Genomic DNA, 24,430 nt, shown 5'->3' on the forward strand with positions numbered 1-24,430 from the left:
GATGCAGACATCCCGCAGCTTGGATCAGGAGTCCACCCCATATGCCCGTTGTGAACCGTATTGCCGACTATGCCGCTGACATGGCGACATGGCGTAAGCATCTGCATACGATCCCTGAACTCGAGTTCGAATGCTACGAAACGGCGGCATTTGTGGCCGAGCGGCTGCGTGAATTTGGCGTGGACGAGCTGCATGAAGGCATTGCCAAAACCGGAATCGTTGCGATCATCAAAGGTCAGGGCGACGGGCCGACAATTGGCCTGCGCGCCGACATGGACGGGCTGCCGATCCCCGAGGAAACGGGGTTGGACTATGCCTCGACAAACGCCGGGAAGATGCATGCCTGCGGGCATGACGGGCACACAACGATGTTGCTGGGCGCGGCGCGCTATCTGGCCGAGACGCGCAACTTCAAAGGCCGCGTCGCGCTGATCTTTCAGCCCGCCGAGGAAGAGGGCGGCGGCGCAGGCGTGATGGTCGAAGAAGGCATCATGGACCGGTTCGATATCTCTGAGGTTTACGCGTTGCACAACGACCCCGGCAATCCCGAAGGCGCGTTCTATACGACACCGGGGCCGATCATGGCGGCCGTGGATACGTTTCACATCCATATTCAAGGGGTCGGAGGCCACGGGGCGATGCCGCATCAGACTCGCGACCCGGTGATGGCGGCCTGTGGGATTGCCCAGGCCATTCAGACGATCGTCAGCCGCAATCACTATGCGGTTGAAGATCTTGTGGTCTCGGTCACGCAGATCCACACCGGGACGGTCAACAACGTGATCCCCGATACCGCCTATCTGAACGGAACTGTCAGGACCTTCGATCCTGCGGTTCAGAAGATGGTGATGGAACGGATGGAACAGATCGTAAAAGGTCAGGCGGCTTCATACGGGGTTGAGGCAGAACTGGTGTATGACGTCGGTTATCCTGCGACTATCAACGACGCCAACAAGTGCGCCTTTGCGGCTGATGTTGCGCGGGAAGTTTCCGGTGAAGATCGCGTGGTGGATTCGATAGGGCGCGATATGGGGGCCGAGGATTTTTCCTACATGCTGCAGGCACGACCGGGCGCGTATCTGTTTCTGGGGCAGGGCGACGGTGCCGGGCTGCATCACCCAAAATACAACTTCAATGACGACATTGCGCCAGTCGGCGCGTCGTTCTTTGCGCGGGTTGTCGAAAAAGCGCAGCCGCTGAGCTGAAAATACCAAAGGGGGAGCGGACCAAATGGCTTTGGAAGATTCAAAGAACTTCGTGGATGAGGCGTTTACGAACCCCGAGTTGAAAGGGGTTTCTCACGAGAATACGTTTGGTGGGGCAACATCTTTTCTGCGCCGCCTTTATACCAAGAACCTGAAGGATGTGGATATTGCAGTGACAGGCGTGCCCTTCGATCAGGCGGTCACCAACCGTCCGGGCACCCGTCTTGGCCCGCGTGCGATCCGAGAAGCCAGTACACTGCAATCCCCGGACGAACCGTATGGCTGGCCTTTTGATGCGTTAAGCGAGCTGGCCATCGTGGACTATGGCGACATGGCCTTTGACTATGCCAATATCCCAGCTTTTCCCGACACGCTGACCGATCATATTCGGACGATTTTGGCGGCGGATGTCGCCTCTGTCACGCTGGGCGGGGATCATTACATCAGTTTTCCGATCCTCAAAGCTTATGCCGAGAAATATGGACCGATGTCCCTGGTGCAATTCGATGCGCATACCGACACATGGGCCGATGATGACATGTCCCGGGTAGATCACGGGACGATGTTCTACAAGGCCGTGAAATCCGGGATCGTGGATCCCAAGCGATCGGTTCAGGTGGGGATACGAACAACCAACGAAGACACGCTGGGCGTCAACATAATCGACGCGCGCGAGGTGTATGAGGCCGGTCCGGCCGCCGTGGCGCAAAGGATCAAGGAAATCGTCGGCGACAGCCCGGTCTATCTGAGCTTTGATATCGACGGGCTGGACCCGGCTTTTGCCCCGGGAACCGGCACGCCTGTTTGGGGTGGGCTTTCGTCCATTCAGGCGCAAATCATCCTGCGCGATATTGCCGGGATCAATATCAAGGGTGGCGATGTGGTCGAGGTATCGCCCCCGTTTGACACATCCGGTGCGACGGCCATTGCGGGTGCACATGTGGCGACTCAGATCATTTGCCTGTTGGGATGGAGCAAGCTGGTCTGACGTTAACTATTGATTAGCCATACCTCCGATATGTGCTTAACCAAGTGACCGGATGGGAGAGACAACAGGCATGACAGATTTCAACCAACCGATCAGCGGCAATGATCTGGCCCGTTTTTCGGGGCCGAATACCTTTATGCGCTTGCCTCAGGCGGCCTCGCTTGTCGGGTTGGATGTCGCGGTTCTGGGCATCCCTATGGATATCGGTACCTCGTGGCGGTCCGGGACGCGATTTGGACCAAAGCAGATCAGGTCTGAAAGCGCGATGATCCGGCCGTACAACATGGCCACAACCGCAGCACCATTTGATAAGCTTCAGATTGCCGATATTGGCGATCTGGCGATCAATACGTTTTCGTTGGCGGACAGTCTGAAGATCATCAAGGAAAGCTATGATGCCATTCTGACGCAAGGCGTCACGCCGGTTGCCATGGGTGGTGACCATTCGATCACCCTGCCGATCCTGCGGGCGATAGCCGCAAAACACGGGCCCGTGGCGCTGGTCCATGTAGACGCCCATGCGGATGTAAATGATGAAATGTTTGGCGAGCGTGAGACCCACGGCACCGTGTTTCGCCGCGCTTACGAAGAGCAACTGATTGTGCCTGACAAGGCCTTTCAGATCGGCATCCGAGGGTCCGGTTATGCGGCGTCTGACTTTACCGAGGCCAAGGGCTGGGGTTTTCGTCAGTTCCCGGCGTGGGAGTTGTGGCAGCAGAACCTGACCCAGATTGGCTCGACAATCCGCAAAACGATCGGCGATCATCCGGTCTATATCACCTATGATATTGACAGCCTGGACCCGTCCTTTGCCCCGGGCACCGGCACACCGGAGATTGGCGGGCTTACAACGCCGCAGGCCTTGCAACTGATCCATGCCCTGGGTGGGGTCAATGTGGTGGGCTGCGACTTGGTCGAAGTATCTCCGCCGTATGATCCGTCGGGAAACACGGCGCTGACGGCCGCCAATCTGTTGTTCGAGATGTTGTGCATTCTTCCCGGCGTGACGTTGCGGTAGGGGCCGTCGCAATGGCTTGTTTGACTGTTCGTAGCAGCTAGGTTTTGGGTCAAAGAAGGTATGGGGCAATGAAATATATGATCTGGCTGCTGGTCGCGTTGGTCATTTTGGTCGGTGGCTATATCCGCCTTGCCCCATCTGATCCCGATCTTTGGCATGTGCCCCCGAACGGTGACGTAAACCGCGATATGAAGGGCGGCGTTTACCGTTTGGTCGAAACAGGCCCTGAGGGTCTGGCTCAGTTGGACAAGATCGCGCGTGTTTCACCGCGCACCTCGGTTCTGGCCGGTTCGGTCGATGAGGGGATGATCACTTACGTCACGCGCACAAGATGGATCGGCTTTCCCGACTACACGACGGTGCAGCAGGACGGTGACATTCTACGCATTTACGGCCGGTTACGTTTTGGCCGGAAGGATTTTGACGTCAATCGACACCGGGTCGACGGGTGGCTTGCTTTGTTCTAGCCCTGACGACAAACACCCTTCCTGAACCTCGCGCCACATGGGGACGTTCAGGGACATCTGACACTGCGCTGTGAACATGCGCCCATCGACCTGCAGACAGATCATCTCACCCAATTCGATCCGGCTGCCGGATTTGTCAGTGCAATAGCAATCCTGAACCTTGCCTCCGGGGCCAAATACATCGGCCAAGGTAGGGGTTGCGCAAAGGGTCAGGGCTAGAATGAGCCGTTTCATATGATCAGGTTAGCATAAGGCGGGGCCTTGACCATAGCCCCGGATTGATAGACACCGCCCGGATGATCCCCGAAGAACGACTTGAACAGATCACCCAGCGTTTTCAATACCTCGAAGCAGCCATGGCCGATGGTGCCTCGGGCGGAGACATCGCGACGCTGGCGAAAGAATATTCTGATCTGAAACCGGTGGTCGATCAGATCATGGCCTGGCGTCAGCTGGTCACCGATCTGGCCGATGCCGAGGCTATGCTGACCGACCCGGATATGAAAGAACTGGCCGAGGAAGAAATTCCTGCGTTGCAGTCGCGTATCCCGGAGGCAGAACATGCGCTGCAACTGGTGCTTTTACCCAAAGATGCCGCGGATGCCCGGCCAGCGATGCTGGAAATCCGGCCCGGAACCGGCGGGGATGAGGCCGCTCTGTTTGCCGGAGATTTGCTGCGGATGTATCAGCGCTATGCCGAGGCGCGCGGCTGGAAATTCGAGATCATCGAGGAACAGGCCTCTGATCTGGGTGGTATCAAAGAGGTTGTGGCCCATATCAAAGGCGAAAATGTCTTTGCCCGGATGAAGTACGAATCCGGCGTGCACCGGGTGCAGCGGGTGCCTGAAACCGAAAGCGGCGGGCGCATTCATACCTCAGCCGCGACGGTTGCGGTCCTGCCCGAGGCGGAAGACGTAGACATCCAGATCGACGCCAATGACATACGGATCGATACGATGCGATCGTCAGGCGCTGGCGGGCAACATGTGAACACCACCGATTCGGCGGTGCGGATCACGCATTTGCCCAGTGGTCTGGTGGTGACCAGTTCCGAGAAGTCGCAGCACCGCAACCGTGAAATTGCCATGCAGGTGCTGAAAACACGCCTTTATGATCAGGAACGTCAGCGGATTGACAGCGAACGTTCGGCCGATCGGGCCAGTCAGGTGGGATCGGGTGATCGGTCCGAGCGCATCAGAACCTATAATTTTCCGCAAGGCCGCATGACCGATCACCGTATCAACCTGACGCTTTATAAGCTGGATCAGGTGATGCAGGGCGATCTGGATGAGGTGATCGACGCGCTGACCGCCGACGATCAGGCGCGTTTGCTTGCTGAGATGGCGCAATGACAGGAATGCAGACAGCCGCGCACGCGATGGTGGCCGCAACGGCGCGGCTGCGCGCAGCTGGTGTGGACGATCCGGCGCGGGACGCGCGTGTGTTGCTGGCTCATGCCGCCCGGATAGAAGCCAGCCGTGTTACGTTGATCGCGCCCGAAGAACTGTCGCCTGAGATTTCTGAGCGTTATGATCAGTTGATCTCACTGCGCGCCATCCGGGTGCCGGTTTCGCATCTATTGGGTGAACGCGAATTCTATGGCCGCGGATTCCGCGTCAGCAGTGATGTTTTGGACCCAAGGCCTGAGACCGAGGCCTTGATCGAGGCGGCGCTGAGCGAGCCTTTTGATCATGTTTTGGACCTGGGAACAGGCTCGGGCTGTATCCTGGTCACTTTGCTGGCTGAGCGTACCAGTGCAACAGGGGTGGGTGTAGATGTGAGCGAAGCCGCCTGCCTGCAGGCCAGCGCAAATGCCGTGAAACACAATGTTCAGGAGCGGATCGATATTCGCAAATCCAATTGGTTTGACGGCGTTAACGGCGCGTTTGATCTGATCGTGTCGAACCCGCCCTATATATCGTTGGCCGAGATGAACGAATTATCGCCGGAGGTTCGTGAGCACGAACCCCGGTTGGCTTTGACGGACGAGGGCGATGGGTTGGGCGCGTATCGCCACATTGCCGCAGGCGCGCCTGACTTTCTGATGCCTGGTGGGCGTATATTGGTTGAAATTGGCCCCACACAAGCCGCGCAAGTGTCCGCCCTTTTGGATGCATCAGGTCTGGCTGACATCCGGATAATCCCCGATCTGGATAGGCGCGACCGCGTGGTTGGTGCCAGAATGCCAGGGTAAACGCAAAACTGAGGCCGAAAAACGCCGATCTCGGTAAAAAAGCTGAGAAAATTCCGAGAATCCTCTTGTCTGTACGCGCAGGACATGTTTACTCAGGATTAGTCGGCGAGGTAGACGCTGTTTCAGCGCGCCCCTGACGCCAAGCCCAAAAAGTCGATGACGCGTTACGGCACAAGCCTCTGAGCAGCGTAAGGTACGGGTTGATCGACAGCGAATGACAAGGCTGACGTAAAGTAGATGAGATCTTCCAAATCCCGCTCGCGGGCCAAGAATAACCGCAATCGTCCTTCTGGCGGCAACGTCGTAAACCGGGTTTTTGACAGCTCGGGTCCGGAAGGAAAGGTGCGTGGCACACCGCAGCAAATCATAGATAAGTACAATCAGTTGGCGCGCGATGCCCAGCTCAGCAATGACCGCGTTGCGGCCGAGAACTTTCAGCAACATGCTGAGCATTACTTGCGACTGCTCAGCGAAGCGCAGAAAGAGATGGAAGCGCGCCGCGAAGAGCAGGAGCGCCAGAACCGCGAACGCCAGGCAGAACGCGATCGTGAACGCGCCGAGCGTCAGGAACGCGAAGCCGCCCGTCAGTCTGATCCGGCCGAGACGCCGCAGCCCGACGTCATGGATTTCGGGTCCGAGGCAACTGCGCCTGAAAGCGGGCTGGTCGAAACCCCCGAAAGCCAGGGCAATGCGCCTGCAGAAGGTTCCGAGGCGCCAGAGCGCAAGGAAAAGCCAGCGCGCAAACCTCGCGCCCGCAAGCCGAAACCGGCACCCAAACCGGAAACGACCGGTGACAATGGCGATACGCCTGAGGCTGCTGAATAGTCAGCCCAACAGGCTTTGAGTTAAGAAACCCCGGTATATGCGCCGGGGTTTTCTTTTTATTGTATCAGGTTTTTCGAATTTCGCGGGCCAATGCACAAAACGCTTCGAGCGAGATTTGCTCGGCGCGGTCTGTAGGCTTGATACCGGCGGCGACCAAGCGGTCTTCGATGTCCGGGGCGACGCCCTTCAGGGACGCGCGCAGCATCTTACGCCGCTGGTTGAAGGCCGCAGCAACTGTGCGGGACAAAGTGGCGGCATCTGCAGGATAGCGCGGCTCGGGCAGGGCAGTCAGATGAACGACCGAGCTGGAGACTTTGGGCGGCGGAGTGAACGCGCCCGGCGGCAGGGACATGGCAATACGCGCCTCGGCGCGCCACTGAGCAAGAATGGCCAGACGCCCGTAGGTTTTGCTGCCGGGTTGGGCAACGATGCGCTCGGCCACCTCGCGTTGGAACATCAGCGTCAGGCTTTGCCAGAACGGTGGCCATTCTGGTGGCGTCAGCCAACGCACCAAAAGCTCGGTTCCGACATTGTATGGCAGGTTGGCTGCGACCCGGATCGGCGGCGTCAGATGAGCCAGAGGTTCGATTTCCAGCGCATCACCGTTGATCACCTCAAGCTTGCCGGGATAGGCCGCGGCAATATCATTCAAGGCGGCGATACACCGGGTGTCTTTTTCCACGGCGACAACCTTGCGCGCGCCTTCGGACAACAAGCCGCGTGTCAGACCTCCGGGGCCTGGGCCGATTTCCAGAACATCGCAGTCTTGCAAATCACCGGCCTGGCGGGCGATCTTGGCAGTCAGGTTGAGGTCCAGCAAAAAGTTCTGACCCAGCGACTTGCGGGCGGACAGTTGGTGTGACGCGATAACCTCGCGCAATGGGGGAAGTGTGTCGATGGCGCTCATGATCCGACTACCGTGGCGCGGAAAGGCAGCGTGGTGCCAGAGGTTTTTTGCCTCCGGCGGGGATATTTTTGACCAGATGAAGCATCAAGGGGTCTGTGCCATCCGTTGGGCGAGTTTCAGAGCTTCGATCAGGCTGGTGGGGTTGGCGATGTTTTTTCCCGCGATATCCAGTGCAGTGCCGTGGTCAGGTGAGGTGCGTATGAAGGGCAGACCCAGCGTCACATTGACACCGCGGTCAAAATCCAGCGTTTTGATCGGGATCAGGGCCTGATCGTGATACATCGCAATCGCCGCGTCATAGCGGGTGCGGGCGGCGCTGTGGAACATGGTGTCCGCAGGCAGCGGGCCGGTAACCGTGTAGTGGTCGCTGGTCAGGTCCGACAGCAGCGGCGCGATCCAATCCAGCTCCTCGGTGCCCATTTTGCCTCCCTCGCCGGCATGGGGGTTCAAACCGGCGACGGCAAGTCGCGGGTGAGGGATGCCGAAATACTGCCGCAGGCCTTCAGCGGTGATCGCGATAGTTTCGCGCAACACCCCTGGGGTGAGTTCCTGAGGAACGCGTGACAACGGAATGTGGATGGTCGCAGGAACCACGCGCAGCTGATCGCTGGCGAGCATCATCACCACGCGGTTACGCCCGGCCAGCGCGGCGAGAAACTCGGTATGGCCGGGATAGGCGAACCCGGCCCCGTCGATGAGCGCCTTTTTATGGATCGGGGCGGTGCACAGCGCCGAAGCTTTGCCGGATTGCACCAAAGCAACCCCCTGTTCGATGGCATCAATGACCGACGGTGCGTTTGCTGGATCGGGATCGCCGGGTCTGTTCGCGGACGGGAACTCTAGTTGCAGCACTGGCAAGGCGGTTGAACTGACTCGTGACGCTTGCGACGGGTCTTCGATCACTTGCGTGGGCGTTTCATCCGGCAGGTGAGCGGCATCGCCGATATAGACAAACGGGCAGGCGTCACGCAGGTGATTCCACGCTTTGGCTGCGACTTCCGGGCCGATTCCAGCCGGATCACCGCAGCTAAGCGCGATAGGAGCCGTCATTGCTCGGTAATGGTTGCGTCGGCCCGTAGCTGTTCCAGCAGGCTGTCGGCAAAGGCTTGCAGGCGCTGCTGGGTCAGGGCATTGGCCACATCTTCGCGTGACGTGTCTTCACCCAGGTCGCGAGTTCGGTTGCACAGCATCAGGAACATCAGCGTTTGGCCATTGTTGCGGGTTAGCGTTGTCGACACTTCGTTTCGGTCAAGTTTGGCCAGTTCGACGGCCACATCGCGGGGAATCTCGGACGGGGCTGCGTCGATGCGATCCAGAACCTCGCGCGGCTGATCCTTCGCGATGCCATAGAGGTCATCGCAAGTGTCGATCTCTTCTTTCAAACGCGCAGCAGTTGCCAGCGTGTCGGCGCTGCGGCCGCCGGGCAGGTAGTAAATGGCGTAGTCGATCTTGGAGTATCTGGGTGCGCCTGTTGCAACTTCGCGTAGACCACGTAGCTGAAACAGAGCGACGGCATTTGGCAGAGAGATCGGATCAGTGACCTCGCCATTCTGCAGGCCCAGAATCACCGGTTGCAGAGCAGGTGGCAGGTTGGAGATATTGAGCCAATCCAGGCGTCCGCCATTGTCGCGGGTGGACGCTGCGGAATATTGCGCGGCTGCGGCAGAAAACGCATCAAACCCCTGTAATTGGGCAATTTCTTCTGCCAAAAGCTCGGTCTGGGCCAAAGTCTGGGGGTTTACGGGAATAATGATCTCGGACAACAAAACTTGCAGCCCGCCACCACCTGCCTGTCCCAAAGCGCGGTTGATTTCGTCTTGCGTCGGGCGGGCCTGAGACAGGTAGCGAGAACTGATGTAGTCGCGCCAGGACAATTGATCTGCCACGAAGTCCCGAACGGTTTCAGGTGCAACGCCGGCCTCGCCGAGCAGTTGCAGGAATTGTTCTGTCGTCAATTGTCCGCGCGCTGCAAATTCATCGATTCCCAATTGCACATCTTCGGGGGCAACCTGAATTCCAGCCTCGTTCATCGCTTGTTTACGCAACCTGTCATCGATCAAAGCCTGTCGGACTTCCTCATCCGAGCCGCCGGGAATGCCCAGCACAGTCAGAAACTGAAGCCTTTGGTCCAATTCGTACCACGTGACGATGTCCTGATTGACGCGTATCGCAGGTGAGAACAAACCTTGGGCACTGACATGCGGCGCAACGAAGCTAAGCGACGCGGCGATCAAAGCCGGAGCAACCGGTTTAAGCCAACCGGAACGAAGAAACCTGAAGAAACCTGATATCAACTGCATTTTCTCTTGTATGTTTTGCCACCACCTTCGAGGGCGTAACCTGTCAGCGACAGGGTAAAGCCGAATTCGGTCGAAGGCTCAATAGTTGATGTTGAAGTAAAGCGTCGCGTTACGGACATGTTAACCTGAACACATTCGTTCTGGTAGGTCACACCGAGCCCAAGGCGGATGGGTTCGGATTCGGCGAAATCATAGCGAGCTTCGGCTTCTGTTAGCCAGTTTTGATCGATTGGGTACCGCCCAAGCAGCCAAATCTCAGAGATCTCATCGGTAGCATTTTCAGCGGGGTCTGTTTCCTGCCAGATGTAACTGCCTGACACGCCGGCACCATCTTTCTCCCAAGCGCCGCGAACCTCGGCTTTGACAAAACTCAGATCGCTATCCAACAAGCCGCGCCCGGCAAGTGACCAGCCATTGGCGGTGCGGATCTGGCCCGCCAACAACAGGTCTGACGATGTGCCCTGTAGTCCGGACGTCAGATTGAAATTCGGATCGGCATCCGCCCGGAACACCTGACCAACCGTAGCCAGCGCCTGCCAGCCATTTGCAGCATACCGGGCCCAATTGAGGCCCACGACCGCTGTCGCACCATCTTCTCGTTGGTCTTCTGCGGGGAACCGTGACAGCGATAGTAGGTTGCCCTGATCGAAGTCTTGAAAGGTGCTTTCGTCATTGGGGACGTCGGTGTCAGAAACATCTGTCCAGCCAAATTGCGCAATCGGTTCAAGGAATTGGGTCGCGCCGGATTTCTCACGCCGGGTCATCGGATAGCGCAGGGTGAGGGCCGCGCGCGGGGTCGAACGGGTGACTTCCGTGGGAAAGTTGCTGTCGTGGCGAATGTTGAACGTGTCAATCGACGCCCCAAGCTGGGCATCTGCCCGCAGGCCCGAGGCAAAGGTCCAGCTGCGCAACCACTCTGCATCAAACGTTGCCCGGGCTATGTCCCGCCCGACGACATCTTCGTCGCTGGTACGTTCATGGGCGTGACCGATAAAGCTGAGCCGGACTTCGCCCCCAAGTGTGCTTGGAAAAAAGCGTTTCTGGTAGTTCAGATCAAACACGCGCGACGGAATCTCGTCCTGATTTTCGCTGTCGCGCAGGGTTTTGTAGTGAATGAGACTGGTTCTGAACGCTGTGTCGCGCTTGATCCGTTCTAACGCAATTTCGCTGCGCAGGCGATCCAGATCCGGCAGGCCGTAATCGGCAAGATATGCATCGTCCGACGCGGTCTGAAGATTGAAGGTAAAACGGTAGTCGTTCTTCAGGGTGAACCAGCCGTTGGCAAACAGATAGCCGCGGTCCTGATCCTGCTGCACATCATCTCGTGTATAGGCGCCTTCGATCTGGATGCGGCCGTTCACAAACGCCTGACGGTATCTATAGCCCAGTGTTGTGGTTTTGGGCGAGAGGTAGGGCGTCAGCGTCAGGTCTTTGTGATCTCCCAGCTTGAAGAAATACGGGACCTGCACGCCTGTGCCCAATTGCGAGGTTGTCCGGATCGACGGGACCAGAAAGCCTGTCGCGCGGTCTAGTGTCGGATCAGGCAGGCGCAGGTAAGGGAAATAGAATACCGGATAGTCCAGCACCCTAAGCTGCGCGCCTTCGAAATAGAGTTGTCGTTCCAGCTGATCATGCGTGACCTTGCGGGCCCGAATTTGCCACAGCGGCGGCTTCCCATTGTCGCAGACATGACATGAGGTGGCCGAGACCTTACTGAATTGCGTATAGCGGCCCGATGCCCTTTTGGCTTGCACCGACGCAATTTGAACTTGCTGGTCAAACACCATCCGCGCGCCGTTCAGCAAGCCGTTTTGAATGCCGCTGTCCAGCTGTGCGGAATCGGCAAGAACCGTAGACCGACCACCCTGGTCGATGCGAATGGGGCCTTCTAGTGTCAGCTCGCCGGTTTCCCGGTTGTAGACAACGCGCCGCGCAGACAATTTGATGTCGCCCTGGAACGCCTCGACATTGCCCTCGGCCACAAGGTCGCGATCTGAGGTGATAAACACCTTGTCGGCGACCAGAAGAGCCGGTTCCTGCTGTTCCTGCGATCCTTGCGCCTGCAGCGTTGTCGTTTGCGCAACAAGACCAGCGGCGACCGACAAGGCAATTGCGCTTGTCAGCAGCAGAGCAACAATGTGCCGCATCAGCCATCCTCCGCATGTAAGAGCAAGCCGAGAGCCAGTAAGATTGCGGCAAAGGGCGGCGCCCAGGCAGCGACATAGATGGGCAATTGTCCGTTTTCCCCGAGAATTTGCGCAAAATTGCGGATGAAATAGATACCAAAGCCCAACAGAACGGCCGTCAGCACGGCAATTCCCGTACCACCGAAACGGACATGGCGCATGGTGAAGGCTGCTCCGATCAAGACCATTGCGACCAGGAAGAAGGGGCGGGCCAGTTGGGCCTGCAGCCAGACTTCGTATTGCTTGGTCGAAAACCCGGCCTCGCGCAGATCCGATATCAGCTGTGGGAGGTCATAGACCGAGACCGAGTCTTGTTGCCCAAGAGTATCCAGAATGCGTTCGCGCGTCAGTGATGTTGGCAGCTCCAACCGGTCATGCGCCACCGAGTTGAATTCCGGGTTCTGCCCATCCTGCAGCCTCCAAATTTTCGCTTGCGACAACACCCATTTTCCATCCTGAAGCTCGGCTCGGTCGGCGATGATTTGTTGAGTTGGTTTGCCATCGGGGGCAAAAGTAATGATGGTTACGTCATTCAGACCCAGCGTATCTCCGTTCGAGGTGCCACGGGCGTGAATCACAGCCTGACCGTTTTCAGCACTTTGCCGCAGCCAAAGACCCTCGCTGCTGATCGACAGCGCAGAACTGCCATTGTTGCGATAGGAATCGGACAGGCGCTGAAACTCTTCAGAAGTGGCCGCTGCGATCGGGTTCAGCAATGCCACGGCAAGCGCACCGATAGTCAGCGCCAGCAGGACAGGGGCCACCAGCGCACGGATGCCGGACCGGCCCGTGGCGCGGGTCACCACCAGTTCGGATGTACGCGCCAGCCCAACAAACAGTGCAATTGTGGACAAAATGACCAGCAAGGGCAGCATTTCGCTGATTGCGGCCGGTGTGTTCAGCAGGGTCAAGTGCAGCAAACGTCCAAAGGACAAATCAACATCGTTAAAGCGGCGCACCTGTTCGATCAGATCGATCAGAATCATCAGGGTCAGGAAAATGGCTCCTATGACCAGAAAACTCTGCAAAAATCGACGGGCGAAGTAACGATCGAGGATCACGAGCGTGCCCTCGTTAAGCTTGTGAAGTGGGGGTTCAGGCCGGAATCGACCACGCATTTAACAATGCGCGACGGCCTATGCCTGCCGTTTGGTTCCACTTCATTCTCCCCCGAGCCCGCCGGTTATTTTTTCGGGACCTTAATGCAATTGCGAGACGGGGAAAACTGCTATCTGGTCAAGTTGGGCAGCGCAGGCTAGGTCTTGGGGAACAGATTTTGAGGAGTTTGCAATGAGCAGTCTTGTACCGATCCATTTTCAGGCCTTCGACGTAGACGCAATGGCGCAGGCCGAAGGGCGCGTCGTTATCATTATTCCGTCGGACGGTAAAATGAGCCCGGCTGCGCGCCGCGCGAACCGGTTGACCAAAGGCGCTGTTGCACGGCTGGTGGAAAGTGAGAAATTTGGGAAGTCCAAATCAGGCGACGTGATCTCTCTGGCTTGGCCCGCGGGTATGGCGGCTGAGGCATTGGACGTTCTGGTTCTGCCGCGCCGCCCCGAACATGACGAAGCGCGTAAAGCCGGTGCCGCCGTGGCCAAACTGGCGGGCAGCAAAGATATATTGGTGATGGCGGGAAATCAGGTGCATGTCGAACATCTTGCGATGGGGATTGCCCTGCGCAGCTACGACTTTGACGCGCATAAAACCAAGGAAAGCGACGGTGCTGGGGCGGTGACCATCGGCCACTCGAAACACGAAGAAGCCAAGGCAGCGTTCGCACCTCTATACGCAATCGCGGATGGTGTACGGATGACGCGGGATCTGACCAACGAGCCTGCGAATGTTCTGACCACCACCGAGTTTGCAGATCGCCTGGCCGAGATGAAAGATCTTGGCCTTGAGGTCGAAGTTCTGGAAGAAGATAAATTGGCAGAGCTTGGTATGCGCACGTTGTTATGCGTCGGGCAGGGCTCGGATAGCCCGTCAAAAGTCGTTGTCATGCACTGGAAAGGCGGAGACAAGGGCGACGCCCCGCTGGCGCTGGTCGGCAAGGGTGTCGTGTTCGATACCGGTGGCATCTCGCTGAAGCCTGCCGGCGGCATGGAAGACATGACCATGGATATGGGCGGTGCGGGTGTTGTGGCCGGCGCTATGCGGGCCCTGGCCAAGCGCAAGGCCAAAGCCAATGTGGTCGGGCTGGTCGGGCTGGTAGAAAACATGCCCTCAGGTAACGCAACACGTCCCGGTGATGTGGTGACGTCAATGAAGGGTGATACGGTCGAGGTTATTAATACCGACGCCGAAGGCCGTTTGGTTCTGTGTGATGTCATGTGGTACGCGCAGGAGCGGTTCGAACCGGTTGGCATGATCGATCTGGCAACACTGACCGGCGCGGTGATCATCGGTCTGGGGCACGAGAATGCCGGTGTGTTTTCGAACAATGATACGTTCTGTGATGCGTTCCTGAAATCCGCCAAGGCAGAAGATGAAGGCGCGTGGCGGATGCCGCTGGGCGCCGGGTATGACAAGCTGTTAAAGTCGCGCATTGCCGACATGAAGAATGTGGGTGGCCGACCGGCGGGATCGATCACGGCTGCGCAGTTCCTCCAACGCTTTGTCAAAGAAGAAACGCCTTGGATTCATCTGGACATTGCGGGTGTCGCCTCGGTCACCACAGAGACGTCTTACGCGCCGAAAGGGGCGACTGGCTGGGGCGTGCGCGCGCTAAGCCGCTTCGTGCAGGACAATTTCGAGACCGCTGAAGAATAATCTGATGGGGGCCGTCTATTTCTATCACCTGACCCGCCAGCCGTTAGAGCGGACCTTGCCAGCCCTGTTGGACAAGGCGCAGCAGGCCGGGTGGCGGATTGCCGTGCGGGGCACCGACCCTGCACGGTTGGATTGGCTGGATGAAAAACTGTGGCTGGGACCCGAAGAGGGATTTCTGCCGCATGGCCGTGCCGGTGGGCCACATGACCAGGCACAACCCATATTGCTGACGACTGAGGCAAAAGCCGCCAATGATCCGGCCTGTGTCATGGCGGTCGACGGCGCAGTTGTTGATCCCAGCGAGGTCGGGGCGCTTGAGCGGGTTTGTATCCTGTTCGACGGCAATGATGACCAGGCTGTTCAGCAGGCGCGGGGTCAGTGGAAAGATCTGACCGATGCGGGATGTTCTGCGCAATACTGGTCCGAGGAGTCGGGGCGGTGGGAAAAGAAGGCCGAGGCATAGCGCTTTGTCTTCGAACGTATTTTCAGGAGAGTGACGGATGGAAATGAAGCCTTTGGGCCGCACTGGGATCATGGTGTCGGATCTGTGCCTTGGAACCATGACGTTTGGCACCCAAACGTCCCAGGCAGACGCGCATCAACAGATGGACATGGCGCTTGAGGCCGGGATCAACTTTGTCGATGCGGCCGAGATGTATCCGGTGAACCCGATCTCGAAAGAAACCGTTGGGCGCACCGAAGAAATCCTTGGCAATTGGAACGCCGCCAATTCGGCGCGCCGGGACAGCTATGTTCTGGCCACCAAACACTCGGGGGCGGGGTTCTCGCATGCCCGGGACGGGGCGCCGATCTCGGGTCAGACGATCCCCGAGGCGATTGAAGGGTCTCTGCGGCGACTGCAGACAGATTGCATCGATTTGTATCAGTTTCACTGGCCCAATCGCGGCAGCTATATGTTTCGACAGAACTGGAGCTATGCGCCAACCGGCCACAATACCGACGAAGTTGTCGACAACATGCAGGAGTGTCTTGAGGCGTTGCAGGCAGAGGTAGACAGGGGGACTATTCGCGCCTTTGGTCTTTCGAACGAAAGCGCCTGGGGCACGGCGCGATGGCTGCGACTGGCAGAGGAAACCGGCGGGCCGCGTGTGGCGTCGGTTCAGAATGAATACTCGCTTCTATGCCGTCTCTATGACACGGATATGGCTGAACTCAGCATGCACGAGGATGTGGGATTGTTGGCGTTTTCCCCGCTCGCCGCCGGGTTTCTGACGGGCAAGTATCAGGACGGAGCGGTGCCCGAAGGCTCTCGAATGTCGCTGGTTCCCGAGATGGGCGGGCGCAAATACGAACGCGTCTTCGGTGCGGTCGCAGCTTATCTTGAGATTGCCGCGCGACATGGTCTGGACCCGACGCATATGGCGCTGGCCTGGTGCCGGTCACGCCCCTTCATGATGTCCGCGATTTTTGGGGCCACGACGGTGAGCCAGTTGGAGCACATTCTGGCAGGGGCTGATCTGGAGTTGTCAAAAGACGTCCTGGCCGAGATCAGTGCCGCCCATAAGGCGCATCCGATGCCCTACTAAGGCAGGGCTCTGCTCCGTCACCTACGGTGATGCCCCCGGGATATTGCTTGGCCAGATGAAGGGGCCCAGTCAGTGATGGGTGGGTTGCGTGTGTTTTTGCCGCAAGTCCCGGGCCGACTGACCGTGCGCTGTGCGAAATGCGCGGGCAAAGCTGGATTGCGATACAAAGCCGGTGGCCATGGCGACATCCATCAGAGGCATATTCGTATCGGTGACCAGACGACGCGCTTCGGCCAGACGAAGTTGCAGATAGTGATCCTGTGGGGTCGTGTTCAGGCGCAGGCGGAATTGCTGTTGCAAGGTGCGGGGGCTGGTGCCCAGGTTTGAGGCGATATCGGACAGCGCCAGCGGATCGTCCAGCGAGGATTCCATCAGCGTGTTCGCGCGGGCGGTCAGCGCTGTATGGCGATGGGGCAGACCCGTGCGGCTTTGCGGTTTCGACGGTTCGGGCGCGCCTTCGTAGAGGAACAACCCCGAGACGCGGGCCGCGAAACCTGCGCCGTGCCGGGCCGCGATAACATGCAACATCATCTCGACGGCGGGAATGGCGCCGCCAGAGGTCAGGCGCCCTTCGGAGACGGTGAACCGGTCGGGGCGCATGTCGACTTCGGGGAAACGGGCGGCGAAATTGTCCAGATCTTCCCAATGGGTTGTGGCGGGGTGCCCGTCCAGCAGACCGGCTTCGGCCAGAAGCCAGGGGCCGCCGTCTATCCCTGCCATGGTGGCTCCGGTGGCCGCGATGCGCCGCAAGCCGGCCAGCAGGCTTGGCGTGGCGTGGCGCGCCAGTTGGAATCCCGCGACCACAATCATCAGATCACAGCTTTGCAACCGCGCCAGCGGAGTGCCCGGAACGCTGAGCGCGCTGGTCAACATCGCTGGTTCCGCCGTAGCGGTCACATAATCCCAATCGAAGGCGGGTCGGTCCGCCAGTCGGTTGGCGGCTCGCATCGGATCGACCGCAGATGCGAAGCTGAGCGTGTTGCATTCATCCAGAACCAGCACCGCCGTTTTCAGGGCGCGATGTTCGGGCTGAAGTATGTTTTTTGCGGATTTCATCAAGTCTGATTCGCATATTGCCAAGTTGTTTGGCTAAGGCTGCGCCAGAGTTGGCACTGACGCAAATCGGAATCCGGGGAGAAGTCTGGGGAAAACCCATGACAAAACCGGGTATAACTTGGGGAAAACGCCATGCCTCTGGAAATGAACCGCGAAGTCTTCATCACATGTGCCGTCACGGGCTCGGGCGGGACGCAGGACCGCAGCCCGCATGTGCCGCGCTCGCCCAAGCAAATCGCTGACAGCGCGATTGCCGCGGCCAAGGCTGGTGCCGCGGTGGTGCATTGCCATGTGCGCGATCCTGAAACCGGCACGCCCTCGCGTGATTTGGCGCTGTATCGCGAAGTCACTGATCGCATTCGGGATGCCGAAGTGGACGCCGTGCTGAACCTGACAGCGGGCATGGGCGGAGATATGGTCTTTGGCGGTGTCGAAAGCCCGTTGCCACTGGCCGAGGCGGGAACCGATCTGGTTGGGGCGACCGAGCGCGTGGCGCATGTGGCCGAATGCCTGCCCGAGATTTGCACGTTGGACTGCGGCACGATGAATTTTGCCGAAGCCGACTATGTGATGACCAACACGCCGGGTGCCTTGCGCGCGATGGGGCAGATGATGACTGATCTGGGCGTGAAGCCCGAGATCGAAGCTTTTGATACGGGCCATCTGTGGTTTGCCAAACAGCTGGTGAAAGAGGGCATTCTGGAGCCAAACGCGCTGGTGCAGCTGTGCATGGGCGTGCCATGGGGCGCGCCGGATGATCTGAACACTTTCATGGCGATGGTGAACAACGTGCCTGACGACTGGACCTTCAGTGCGTTTTCTTTGGGGCGAAATGAGATGGCTTACGTGGCGGCCTCAGTTCTGGCTGGTGGTAACGTGCGGGTTGGTCTGGAAGACAACCTGTGGCTGGAAAAAGGTGTGCTGGCCGAAAACTGGCAGCTTGTGGAACGGGCCGGAAACATCATCGAAAGCATGGGCGCGCGGGTCATTGGGCCGCAAGAGGTGCGAGAGAAATTGGGTTTGACCAAGCGTGCGCCCAAAAACTGAGCGCCTGCGAGGTGCCGAATGGAAAAGCTGACCGGCGACAGCGGTGGCGTAAGGATCTGAACATGCGTTTGATCTCAGCGACGATGCTTTTACTGTGCTTCGCGGTTCAGGCAAGTTGTCAGACCGACAATCAGCCGGATGTCGGTACGTTTGATGCGTCGGACAAACGGGTATGCGAGGCCAAAGGCGGTACCTATGAAATCGCCGGCCGGGCGCGCAGCTATGTCTGCTTACTGCCGCTGCCGGACGCGGGCAAGACCTGCGAAAAGGCATCCGATTGTGCCGGGTTCTGCCTGTCAGACACAAAACAATGCAGCGCGGTCACGCCGCAATTCGGATGTATTTCGCATCTGGATGAAGCCGGGCGCCTGCAGACGATCTGTATCGATTAGAGGACAGTATGACAAATACAGCAGCAATCATTGGTGGTGGCGTGATCGGTGGCGGATGGGCCGCCCGTTTTCTGCTAAACGGCTGGGATGTGCGGGTCTTCGACCCTGATCCTGAGGCGGAGCGTAAGATCTGTGAGGTTCTGGACAACGCGCGCCGGTCTTTGCCGGGGCTCAGCGACGTGCCTTTGCCGCCCGAAGGGACGCTGACCTTTCATGATGACATGGCTGAGGCCGTGTCCGGCGCCAGTTGGATTCAAGAAAGCGTGCCGGAACGTCTGAATCTGAAGCTGAAGGTCTACAAGGGTTTGCAAGAGGCATGTGATCCAGATGCCATCATTGGGTCTTCAACCAGCGGGTTCAAACCGTCCGAATTGCAGGACGAGGCGTTGCGGCCCGAACAGATTGTGGTCACGCATCCGTTCAACCCGGTTTACCTGTTGCCGTTGATCGAGTTGGTGCCGACTGAGGCAAACCCACCCGAGATGATCCAACGGGCAAAAGACCTGCTGACCTCGGTCGGGTTCTTCCCGCTGCACGTGAAGAAGGAAATCGATGCACATATTGCCGACCGGTTCCTCGAGGCTGTCTGGCGTGAGGCCTTGTGGTTGGTCAAAGACGGTGTCGCCACGACCGAAGAGATCGACGAGGCCATCCGCATGGGGTTTGGCATCCGCTGGGCGCAGATGGGCCTTTTCGAGACCTACCGCGTGGCCGGGGGCGAGGCCGGGATGCGGCATTTCATGGCGCAGTTTGGCCCGGCGTTGCAATGGCCCTGGACCAAGCTGATGGATGTGCCCGAGTTCACCGACGATCTGGTCGATATGATCGCCGATCAATCCGATGCGCAATCGGGGATGCATTCGATCCGCGAGCTGGAACGTATCCGGGACAACAATCTTGTCGGCATGATGCGCGCGCTCAAGGCGCAGAATTGGGGCGCGGGCGCGGTGCTGAACCAGCATGACCTGACGCTGAAACCCGGGGTGTTGCCGACGCTGGAGCAAGCTGACCTGAGCCAGCCGATCCTGACGCTGGCGCGCGCCGTGCCACTGGACTGGACGGATTACAACGGCCACATGAATGAGGCGCGGTATCTTGAAGCGTTTGCCGCGGCGACAGACCGGTTCATGGAGATACTGGGCTGTGACGCCGACTATATTGCCTCGGGCGGCAGCTATTTCACTGCGGAAAACCATATCCGCTATGTTGATGAGGTCCGGGCGGGCGCGAAGATCGAGGTGCGGACCCAGATGCTGTTGGGGGCCGGTAAGAAACTGCACGTGTTCCACAGCATGTTTGAAGGTGACAAACTGCTGGCGACCGGTGAAAGCTTCCTGTTGCATGTCAGCCTGGAAACCCGCCGCCCCAGCGCGCCATCGGCAGAGATCGAGGCAGCAATGGCCCGGGTTGCCAAGGCACAAGCTGGATTACCGTATCCCGAAGGGGCCGGGGCCGCGATCCGGAAACCCGCATGAGCGGACGTGTACTGATCACCGCAGGCGCCTCTGGTGTTGGGCGGGCGATGGCCGAGGCTTTTGATGCGGCTGGATGGCAGGTCTGGGTGGCGGATGTGGATCCACAAAGGCTCGCCGATTGCCCCTCTGACTGGATGACGGCAGAGGTTGATGTGTCGGATGAATCCGCGGTTGCCGGAGTGTTTGAAGCGATTGACGCCAAGTGGGGCGGGTTGGATGCGCTATGCGCAAACGCCGGTATAGCGGGGCCGACGGCGTTGGTTGAAGATGTGGACTTAACAGATTGGAAAAATTGCCTTTCTGTCAATCTTGAAGGCGCATTCTTATGTGCGAAGCACGCCACCCCGATGTTGAAGCGACAGGGCCGTGGCGCTGTGTTGATCACGGCGTCGACCGCAGGCCAGTACGGATATCCCAATCGCGCGCCTTATGCAGCAGCGAAATGGGGCATGGTGGGGCTGGGAAAAACCTTGGCAATGGAGCTTGGGCCGCACGGTGTGCGATGCAACGTGATCTGCCCGGGCTCGGTCGAAGGCCCCCGCATGGAAGGTGTTTTGCAGCGTGAAGCCGCCGCCAAGGGCATGACCCGGGATCAGGTATATGCGGGGTATGCCTCGGGTACGTCGATGGGCCGGTTTGTCGAGGCACAGGACATTGCCAATATGGCCGTGTTCCTGGCCTCAGACGCGGCGCGGCTGGTGTCGGGCCAGGTGATCGCGGTGGATGGTCACACGGTCAATCCTGACCCGAAGCTCTAGGCGCCGTCAGCCTTGATTTGGGCCGCGAATCTGGCGGATTGACTGGCGGACAGCTTGCCAATCCTGTGCTTGCTGGCGGTTTCCGGCGGCCTCGCATTCGCGCATCTTTTGCGCAGCTTCCGCCTCGGCCCGGTCACCATGAGCGGTGTACAAGGCACGTGCGTATTGAGCGGTTTGGAGTGCGTCCATTCCTGATATCCTCCGTCTTTTGTTGGATCACCCGAAGGTTCGCGCCGGTTGACGATACCACAGGTTGAACGCTGCTGCATCACTTCGTCTTTGATGGGCCGGAAATCGCCTTCCGCAATGCGCGCAGATGGGCCAGAAAGTCGCGTGCTGTCAGGTCAGCCTCGCGTACAAGCGTGTCGAAATGACGGGTGAAAATCTCGATTCGGTCCCGGTCGCGGAAAGCCATGTAGTGGCTGCCAGCATAGAATACGCACAGCAACGGTCCGAAGATCGTGACCGGAGCGGAGTAAAGTCGTTTTGCATCAAATAGATAGATACGCATGCGCGGGTAAAGCTGCTCGCACAACGCCAGCAGATGGTCGATCTGTTCCAACCGGACATGAAGGGGCAAACCTTCATAATACCCGACAGCATGGGCAAAGCTGTGAATCTCATAGAGCGGCATCGCAATTTCATAGTCCGACTGCGCGCTGCGCATCCATTTAAGTCGGTCTTCAGACGCGCCGATGGCCTGGTCCGCAGTCCGACCCAGATGCGGCGCGTACTCCCATTCCAGCACAGCGCGGGTTTTTAGCATGTCGGGCAGGGTGGCTGGGACATAGCGGATTTTGTAACCCGCAGCCTCCTGATGCCATTCAAAGATGCGCTCATCGACCAGCGCACGGGGCGCTTCTGTCATGCTAAGCGAGCTTGCCAGCAGCTCCGCCGCACTTTCGGGTCGGTTCGACAGGCTCAGCAACCAATCAGCGGACACACCAAGGGCCGAGGCGCAACTGCCCACCACATGGGCATTGGGAAGGCGCGCACCTGCATCCGTCAGTAGTTGCGAGACGGTGGACCGGTCAACGCCGATACCACGCGCCAGCGCGCTTTGACTCATCTGTCGGTCCTCCATGGCCCGGGCCAAGCGGAGACGGAATTGAGTGGCGCGATCTCGTTTGTCGATTTTATCAGGCATGTGATGACAAATATCATGAATGATGAGTTTTGTTAATCATATTCAGAATTCCCCACATGAGGCGCGGTCTGTAACGCTTTTGCAGAACAATAAAAATGGGGTCTGGAATGGAAACGCGACAAAGATCTGTCGTGAAGGCAGTCGTTTGGAATGCGATGGGCCTGGCCGTCATGACGGGTGTTGGCCTGATCGCAACGGGCTCTGCCGCTGTGGGTGGCGCCGTCGCCTTGGTCAATACGGCCATCGGTCTGACGATGTATGTGGTCTACGAACGCATCTGGGCAGGGATTTCGTGGGGTCGCAATGGCTGAACCGACGCGGCCCGACTCCCCCGAATGGGGAACATTTGTTCTGATCGTTGCCTGCTATGCCGCGTGGCTGGCGGCGGTGTTTTTGCTTGCAAGCTGGTCGCTGTGGCTGGCCATTCCAGCGATGGGGCTTGTCGCGGCGCTGCATTCGTCGCTGACGCATGAGGCGTTGCACGGGCACCCGTTCCGCGCCACGTGGTTGAACGAAGCAATGATGGCATTTCCTTTGACACTGTTCATACCTTTCAATCGGTTTCGGGATTTGCATCTGGCACATCATCAGGATGCAAACCTGACAGATCCCTATGATGATCCCGAATCCAACTATTTGGACCCGCAGGTCTGGGGCGGTTTGTCCGGATGGCAAAAGCGGCTGTACACCGCCAACAACACATTGCTGGGCCGTGTAGTGCTGGGCCCGGCAATCGGGCAGGCTGCGTTCCTGCGGGACGAATGGCGCGGCGCTCTACGAGGAGATAAGGCTGTCTTGCTGGCCTGGGCGATGCATTTGCCTGGGGTTGCGGTTGTGCTTTGGATCGTGGCGCAGTCGGCCATGCCGGTCGGGACCTTCATCGCCTCTGCCTATATCGGCTTGGGGCTGGTCAAAATCCGTACCTTCCTGGAACACCGTGCGCACGAAAAATCTCGGGCGCGAACGGTCATTGTCGAGGATCGCGGATTGCTGGCATTTCTTTTTTTGAACAACAATTTACACGTTGTTCATCACATGAATCCGGCAGCGCCGTGGTATCGGTTGCCCGCACTTTATCGGTCTGGGAAAGACCGATATCTGGCCTGTAACGAGGCTTACGTATATCGGTCTTACGGCCAGATTTTCCGAGAGTATTTTTGGCAGGCCAAAGATCCGGTGGCGCATCCGCTCTGGCCAAAGTCCTGATTAAGCGACACAAGGGACGCCATGAGTTTATGGATTCCCGTCGCGATCGCCGCGGCCACGTTTCAAACCGTGCGCTTCATGTTGCAGAAATCGCTAAGCAGCGTGAAGCTATCCGCTGCTGGTGCGACTTTCGCGCGGTTTGCCTATTCGATGCCGTTGGCGATTTTGGGCCTGATCATTGTGGTCTGGACTACCGGGGCAGAGCTGCCGCCGCTAACGGCCCGGTTCTGGATGTTTGTCGTAATCGGAGGCACAGCGCAGATCCTTGCGACAATCTGCGTGGTCACCCTGTTCAAGCAGCGCAACTTTGCGGTCGGGATTACCTTCAAGAAGACCGAAGTGATCCAGACAGCCATTGTCGGGTTCGTTATCCTGGGAGACGGCATTTCCGCCGGTGCGTTTCTGGCGATCCTGATGGGGCTTACGGCTGTTTTGTTGCTGTCCAAGACACCTGGTGGCGACGGTGCATGGTGGCGCCATCTGACCAATCGGGCGTCACAACTGGGTCTTGGGTCCGGCGTGTTGTTTGCGTTCTCAGCTGTCAGCTATCGCGGTGCCTCGCTTGAGCTCGGGGGGATCGAGGCATGGTTCCGCGCCCTGATCACACTGGCAACCGTTGTCACGTTTCAATTCCTGAGCATGTGGCTGTGGCTGATGTGGCGTGACCGGGCCGAATTGCGTGCGGTCTGGGACACCAGACGCACCGGCATCTTCGTCGGGCTGACCAGCCTGGGTGGATCATTCTGCTGGTTCTGGGCGTTCAGCTTGCAGAATGCAGCCTATGTCAAAGCGTTGGGGCAGGTGGAACTGATCCTAAGTCTGCTGGCTTCGACATTGTTCTTTAAGGAAACCATCACCCGGCGAGAGATCGCCGGGATTGCATTGTTGGGGCTGTCGATTTTGGTACTGGTCCTGGCCATCTAGGGTCAGTGGTTCGGTGCCT

General features: G+C 58.5%; 26 protein-coding genes. 17 read left to right on the forward strand and 9 right to left on the reverse strand.

Annotation, left to right across the window (positions count from 1 at the left end; genetic code table 11):
• Positions 1–41: 41 nt before the first annotated feature.
• The 4 genes from Q1B21_RS06915 (at position 42) to Q1B21_RS06930 (ending at position 3,678) form a co-directional block, all read left to right on the forward strand.
• Positions 42–1,205 carry a M20 aminoacylase family protein gene (locus Q1B21_RS06915; protein WP_298934795.1) on the forward strand — a complete coding sequence of 388 codons (1,164 nt, stop codon included), beginning with the start codon at positions 42–44 and terminating at the stop codon, positions 1,203–1,205.
• 25 nt (positions 1,206–1,230) lie between these two features.
• Positions 1,231–2,193: an agmatinase gene (gene speB / locus Q1B21_RS06920; protein WP_298934796.1), complete on the forward strand. Its 963-nt coding sequence runs from the start codon at positions 1,231–1,233 to the stop codon at positions 2,191–2,193.
• Between the two features lie 70 nt (positions 2,194–2,263).
• Positions 2,264–3,211, forward strand: coding sequence for an agmatinase (gene speB / locus Q1B21_RS06925; protein ID WP_299887488.1), 948 nt, complete (start codon positions 2,264–2,266; stop codon positions 3,209–3,211).
• Between the two features lie 68 nt (positions 3,212–3,279).
• A complete protein-coding gene (locus Q1B21_RS06930) occupies positions 3,280–3,678 on the forward strand; it encodes a DUF1499 domain-containing protein (RefSeq protein ID WP_299887491.1) in 399 nt (132 codons plus the stop codon).
• On the opposite strand, the gene Q1B21_RS06935 is transcribed toward Q1B21_RS06930, so the two are convergent.
• Positions 3,610–3,912: a hypothetical protein gene (locus Q1B21_RS06935; RefSeq protein WP_299887494.1), complete on the reverse strand. Its 303-nt coding sequence runs from the start codon at positions 3,910–3,912 to the stop codon at positions 3,610–3,612. The two genes, Q1B21_RS06930 and Q1B21_RS06935, sit on opposite strands and share 69 nt — an antisense overlap.
• Positions 3,913–3,974: 62 nt before the next feature.
• Here Q1B21_RS06935 and prfA point away from each other — a divergent pair, with 62 nt between their 5' ends.
• The 3 genes from prfA to Q1B21_RS06950 all read left to right on the forward strand — a co-directional run bounded on the left by prfA (position 3,975) and on the right by Q1B21_RS06950 (position 6,697).
• The gene (prfA, locus tag Q1B21_RS06940) at positions 3,975–5,030 is read left to right on the forward strand and encodes a peptide chain release factor 1 (RefSeq protein ID WP_298934984.1); all 1,056 of its coding nucleotides are present in this window, start codon (positions 3,975–3,977) and stop codon (positions 5,028–5,030) included.
• Positions 5,027–5,872: a peptide chain release factor N(5)-glutamine methyltransferase gene (gene prmC, locus Q1B21_RS06945; RefSeq protein ID WP_299887498.1), complete on the forward strand. Its 846-nt coding sequence runs from the start codon at positions 5,027–5,029 to the stop codon at positions 5,870–5,872. Before prfA ends, prmC begins: the two co-directional genes overlap by 4 nt.
• Positions 5,873–6,109: 237 nt before the next feature.
• Complete coding sequence (locus Q1B21_RS06950; RefSeq protein WP_299887501.1) at positions 6,110–6,697, forward strand: DUF4167 domain-containing protein; 588 nt, start codon at positions 6,110–6,112, stop codon at positions 6,695–6,697.
• 64 nt (positions 6,698–6,761) lie between these two features.
• On the opposite strand, the gene rsmA is transcribed toward Q1B21_RS06950, so the two are convergent.
• The 5 genes from rsmA to lptG form a co-directional block, all read right to left on the reverse strand.
• Entirely contained in the window at positions 6,762–7,604 is an 843-nt protein-coding gene (rsmA, locus tag Q1B21_RS06955; RefSeq protein WP_299887504.1) for a 16S rRNA (adenine(1518)-N(6)/adenine(1519)-N(6))-dimethyltransferase RsmA, read from the reverse strand.
• Positions 7,605–7,688: 84 nt separating this feature from the next.
• The gene (gene pdxA / locus Q1B21_RS06960; protein WP_299075837.1) at positions 7,689–8,654 is read right to left on the reverse strand and encodes a 4-hydroxythreonine-4-phosphate dehydrogenase PdxA; all 966 of its coding nucleotides are present in this window, start codon (positions 8,652–8,654) and stop codon (positions 7,689–7,691) included.
• Positions 8,651–9,904 (reverse strand): peptidylprolyl isomerase, encoded by a 1,254-nt coding sequence (locus Q1B21_RS06965; RefSeq protein ID WP_299075834.1) that lies wholly within the window; start codon positions 9,902–9,904, stop codon positions 8,651–8,653. The genes pdxA and Q1B21_RS06965 overlap by 4 nt, the downstream gene beginning before the upstream one ends.
• The gene (locus Q1B21_RS06970; protein WP_299887509.1) at positions 9,895–12,051 is read right to left on the reverse strand and encodes an LPS assembly protein LptD; all 2,157 of its coding nucleotides are present in this window, start codon (positions 12,049–12,051) and stop codon (positions 9,895–9,897) included. Before Q1B21_RS06970 ends, Q1B21_RS06965 begins: the two co-directional genes overlap by 10 nt.
• Complete coding sequence (gene lptG / locus Q1B21_RS06975) at positions 12,051–13,151, reverse strand: LPS export ABC transporter permease LptG (RefSeq protein WP_298934985.1); 1,101 nt, start codon at positions 13,149–13,151, stop codon at positions 12,051–12,053. The genes Q1B21_RS06970 and lptG overlap by 1 nt, the downstream gene beginning before the upstream one ends.
• Positions 13,152–13,380: 229 nt before the next feature.
• Here lptG and Q1B21_RS06980 point away from each other — a divergent pair, with 229 nt between their 5' ends.
• From Q1B21_RS06980 to Q1B21_RS06990, 3 genes are read left to right on the forward strand one after another with little or no spacing between them, the layout of a single operon-like run.
• A complete protein-coding gene (locus Q1B21_RS06980; protein ID WP_299887513.1) occupies positions 13,381–14,859 on the forward strand; it encodes a leucyl aminopeptidase in 1,479 nt (492 codons plus the stop codon).
• A gap of 4 nt (positions 14,860–14,863) precedes the next feature.
• Entirely contained in the window at positions 14,864–15,322 is a 459-nt protein-coding gene (locus tag Q1B21_RS06985; RefSeq protein ID WP_299887516.1) for a DNA polymerase III subunit chi, read from the forward strand.
• A 37-nt stretch (positions 15,323–15,359) separates the two neighbouring features.
• On the forward strand, positions 15,360–16,406 hold the full coding sequence (locus tag Q1B21_RS06990) for an aldo/keto reductase (RefSeq protein ID WP_299887519.1): 1,047 nt from the start codon (positions 15,360–15,362) through the stop codon (positions 16,404–16,406).
• A gap of 69 nt (positions 16,407–16,475) precedes the next feature.
• On the opposite strand, the gene Q1B21_RS06995 is transcribed toward Q1B21_RS06990, so the two are convergent.
• Positions 16,476–17,462 carry a GlxA family transcriptional regulator gene (locus Q1B21_RS06995; protein ID WP_299075816.1) on the reverse strand — a complete coding sequence of 329 codons (987 nt, stop codon included), beginning with the start codon at positions 17,460–17,462 and terminating at the stop codon, positions 16,476–16,478.
• A 132-nt stretch (positions 17,463–17,594) separates the two neighbouring features.
• Here Q1B21_RS06995 and Q1B21_RS07000 point away from each other — a divergent pair, with 132 nt between their 5' ends.
• From Q1B21_RS07000 to Q1B21_RS07015, 4 genes are all read left to right on the forward strand, one after another.
• Entirely contained in the window at positions 17,595–18,509 is a 915-nt protein-coding gene (locus tag Q1B21_RS07000; protein WP_299887522.1) for a 3-keto-5-aminohexanoate cleavage protein, read from the forward strand.
• Between the two features lie 62 nt (positions 18,510–18,571).
• Entirely contained in the window at positions 18,572–18,901 is a 330-nt protein-coding gene (locus Q1B21_RS07005; RefSeq protein ID WP_299887525.1) for a hypothetical protein, read from the forward strand.
• A gap of 8 nt (positions 18,902–18,909) precedes the next feature.
• The gene (locus Q1B21_RS07010) at positions 18,910–20,376 is read left to right on the forward strand and encodes a carnitine 3-dehydrogenase (protein ID WP_299887528.1); all 1,467 of its coding nucleotides are present in this window, start codon (positions 18,910–18,912) and stop codon (positions 20,374–20,376) included.
• Entirely contained in the window at positions 20,373–21,134 is a 762-nt protein-coding gene (locus Q1B21_RS07015) for an SDR family oxidoreductase (protein WP_299887531.1), read from the forward strand. Before Q1B21_RS07010 ends, Q1B21_RS07015 begins: the two co-directional genes overlap by 4 nt.
• A gap of 6 nt (positions 21,135–21,140) precedes the next feature.
• On the opposite strand, the gene Q1B21_RS07020 is transcribed toward Q1B21_RS07015, so the two are convergent.
• Together Q1B21_RS07020 and Q1B21_RS07025 are read right to left on the reverse strand one after the other, a co-directional pair.
• Positions 21,141–21,323, reverse strand: coding sequence for a hypothetical protein (locus Q1B21_RS07020; RefSeq protein ID WP_299075802.1), 183 nt, complete (start codon positions 21,321–21,323; stop codon positions 21,141–21,143).
• Between the two features lie 79 nt (positions 21,324–21,402).
• Positions 21,403–22,281 (reverse strand): helix-turn-helix transcriptional regulator, encoded by an 879-nt coding sequence (locus tag Q1B21_RS07025; protein WP_299887534.1) that lies wholly within the window; start codon positions 22,279–22,281, stop codon positions 21,403–21,405.
• 107 nt (positions 22,282–22,388) lie between these two features.
• On the opposite strand from Q1B21_RS07025, the gene Q1B21_RS07030 reads away from it, so the two are divergent.
• From Q1B21_RS07030 to Q1B21_RS07040, 3 genes are read left to right on the forward strand one after another with little or no spacing between them, the layout of a single operon-like run.
• Positions 22,389–22,592, forward strand: a complete 204-nt coding sequence (locus Q1B21_RS07030; protein WP_298934816.1) for a DUF2061 domain-containing protein — start codon at positions 22,389–22,391, stop codon at positions 22,590–22,592.
• Positions 22,585–23,487 carry a fatty acid desaturase gene (locus Q1B21_RS07035; RefSeq protein WP_299887539.1) on the forward strand — a complete coding sequence of 301 codons (903 nt, stop codon included), beginning with the start codon at positions 22,585–22,587 and terminating at the stop codon, positions 23,485–23,487. The genes Q1B21_RS07030 and Q1B21_RS07035 overlap by 8 nt, the downstream gene beginning before the upstream one ends.
• A gap of 21 nt (positions 23,488–23,508) precedes the next feature.
• Complete coding sequence (locus Q1B21_RS07040) at positions 23,509–24,411, forward strand: DMT family transporter (RefSeq protein ID WP_299887542.1); 903 nt, start codon at positions 23,509–23,511, stop codon at positions 24,409–24,411.
• Positions 24,412–24,430: the final 19 nt, after the last annotated feature.

Origin of the sequence: uncultured Ruegeria sp., assembly GCF_947504215.1 — a bacterium.
Taxonomy (GTDB): domain Bacteria; phylum Pseudomonadota; class Alphaproteobacteria; order Rhodobacterales; family Rhodobacteraceae; genus Ruegeria.

Coding starts and splice junctions, on each gene's coding strand:
- Q1B21_RS07040 (WP_299887542.1), top strand. CDS start 23,509: ATGAGTTTATGGATTCCCGTCGCGATCGCCGCGGCCACGTTTCAAACC.
- Q1B21_RS07015 (WP_299887531.1), top strand. CDS start 20,373: ATGAGCGGACGTGTACTGATCACCGCAGGCGCCTCTGGTGTTGGGCGG.
- Q1B21_RS06935 (WP_299887494.1), bottom strand. CDS start 3,912: ATGAAACGGCTCATTCTAGCCCTGACCCTTTGCGCAACCCCTACCTTG.
- Q1B21_RS06970 (WP_299887509.1), bottom strand. CDS start 12,051: ATGCGGCACATTGTTGCTCTGCTGCTGACAAGCGCAATTGCCTTGTCG.
- Q1B21_RS07005 (WP_299887525.1), top strand. CDS start 18,572: ATGCGTTTGATCTCAGCGACGATGCTTTTACTGTGCTTCGCGGTTCAG.
- speB (WP_298934796.1), top strand. CDS start 1,231: ATGGCTTTGGAAGATTCAAAGAACTTCGTGGATGAGGCGTTTACGAAC.
- pdxA (WP_299075837.1), bottom strand. CDS start 8,654: ATGACGGCTCCTATCGCGCTTAGCTGCGGTGATCCGGCTGGAATCGGC.
- Q1B21_RS06985 (WP_299887516.1), top strand. CDS start 14,864: ATGGGGGCCGTCTATTTCTATCACCTGACCCGCCAGCCGTTAGAGCGG.
- Q1B21_RS07010 (WP_299887528.1), top strand. CDS start 18,910: ATGACAAATACAGCAGCAATCATTGGTGGTGGCGTGATCGGTGGCGGA.
- Q1B21_RS07020 (WP_299075802.1), bottom strand. CDS start 21,323: ATGGACGCACTCCAAACCGCTCAATACGCACGTGCCTTGTACACCGCT.
- Q1B21_RS07025 (WP_299887534.1), bottom strand. CDS start 22,281: ATGCCTGATAAAATCGACAAACGAGATCGCGCCACTCAATTCCGTCTC.
- Q1B21_RS06995 (WP_299075816.1), bottom strand. CDS start 17,462: ATGAAATCCGCAAAAAACATACTTCAGCCCGAACATCGCGCCCTGAAA.
- Q1B21_RS07000 (WP_299887522.1), top strand. CDS start 17,595: ATGCCTCTGGAAATGAACCGCGAAGTCTTCATCACATGTGCCGTCACG.
- prmC (WP_299887498.1), top strand. CDS start 5,027: ATGACAGGAATGCAGACAGCCGCGCACGCGATGGTGGCCGCAACGGCG.
- Q1B21_RS06980 (WP_299887513.1), top strand. CDS start 13,381: ATGAGCAGTCTTGTACCGATCCATTTTCAGGCCTTCGACGTAGACGCA.
- Q1B21_RS07035 (WP_299887539.1), top strand. CDS start 22,585: ATGGCTGAACCGACGCGGCCCGACTCCCCCGAATGGGGAACATTTGTT.
- Q1B21_RS06990 (WP_299887519.1), top strand. CDS start 15,360: ATGGAAATGAAGCCTTTGGGCCGCACTGGGATCATGGTGTCGGATCTG.
- Q1B21_RS06930 (WP_299887491.1), top strand. CDS start 3,280: ATGAAATATATGATCTGGCTGCTGGTCGCGTTGGTCATTTTGGTCGGT.
- Q1B21_RS06965 (WP_299075834.1), bottom strand. CDS start 9,904: ATGCAGTTGATATCAGGTTTCTTCAGGTTTCTTCGTTCCGGTTGGCTT.
- prfA (WP_298934984.1), top strand. CDS start 3,975: ATGATCCCCGAAGAACGACTTGAACAGATCACCCAGCGTTTTCAATAC.
- rsmA (WP_299887504.1), bottom strand. CDS start 7,604: ATGAGCGCCATCGACACACTTCCCCCATTGCGCGAGGTTATCGCGTCA.
- Q1B21_RS07030 (WP_298934816.1), top strand. CDS start 22,389: ATGGAAACGCGACAAAGATCTGTCGTGAAGGCAGTCGTTTGGAATGCG.
- Q1B21_RS06915 (WP_298934795.1), top strand. CDS start 42: ATGCCCGTTGTGAACCGTATTGCCGACTATGCCGCTGACATGGCGACA.
- speB (WP_299887488.1), top strand. CDS start 2,264: ATGACAGATTTCAACCAACCGATCAGCGGCAATGATCTGGCCCGTTTT.
- Q1B21_RS06950 (WP_299887501.1), top strand. CDS start 6,110: ATGAGATCTTCCAAATCCCGCTCGCGGGCCAAGAATAACCGCAATCGT.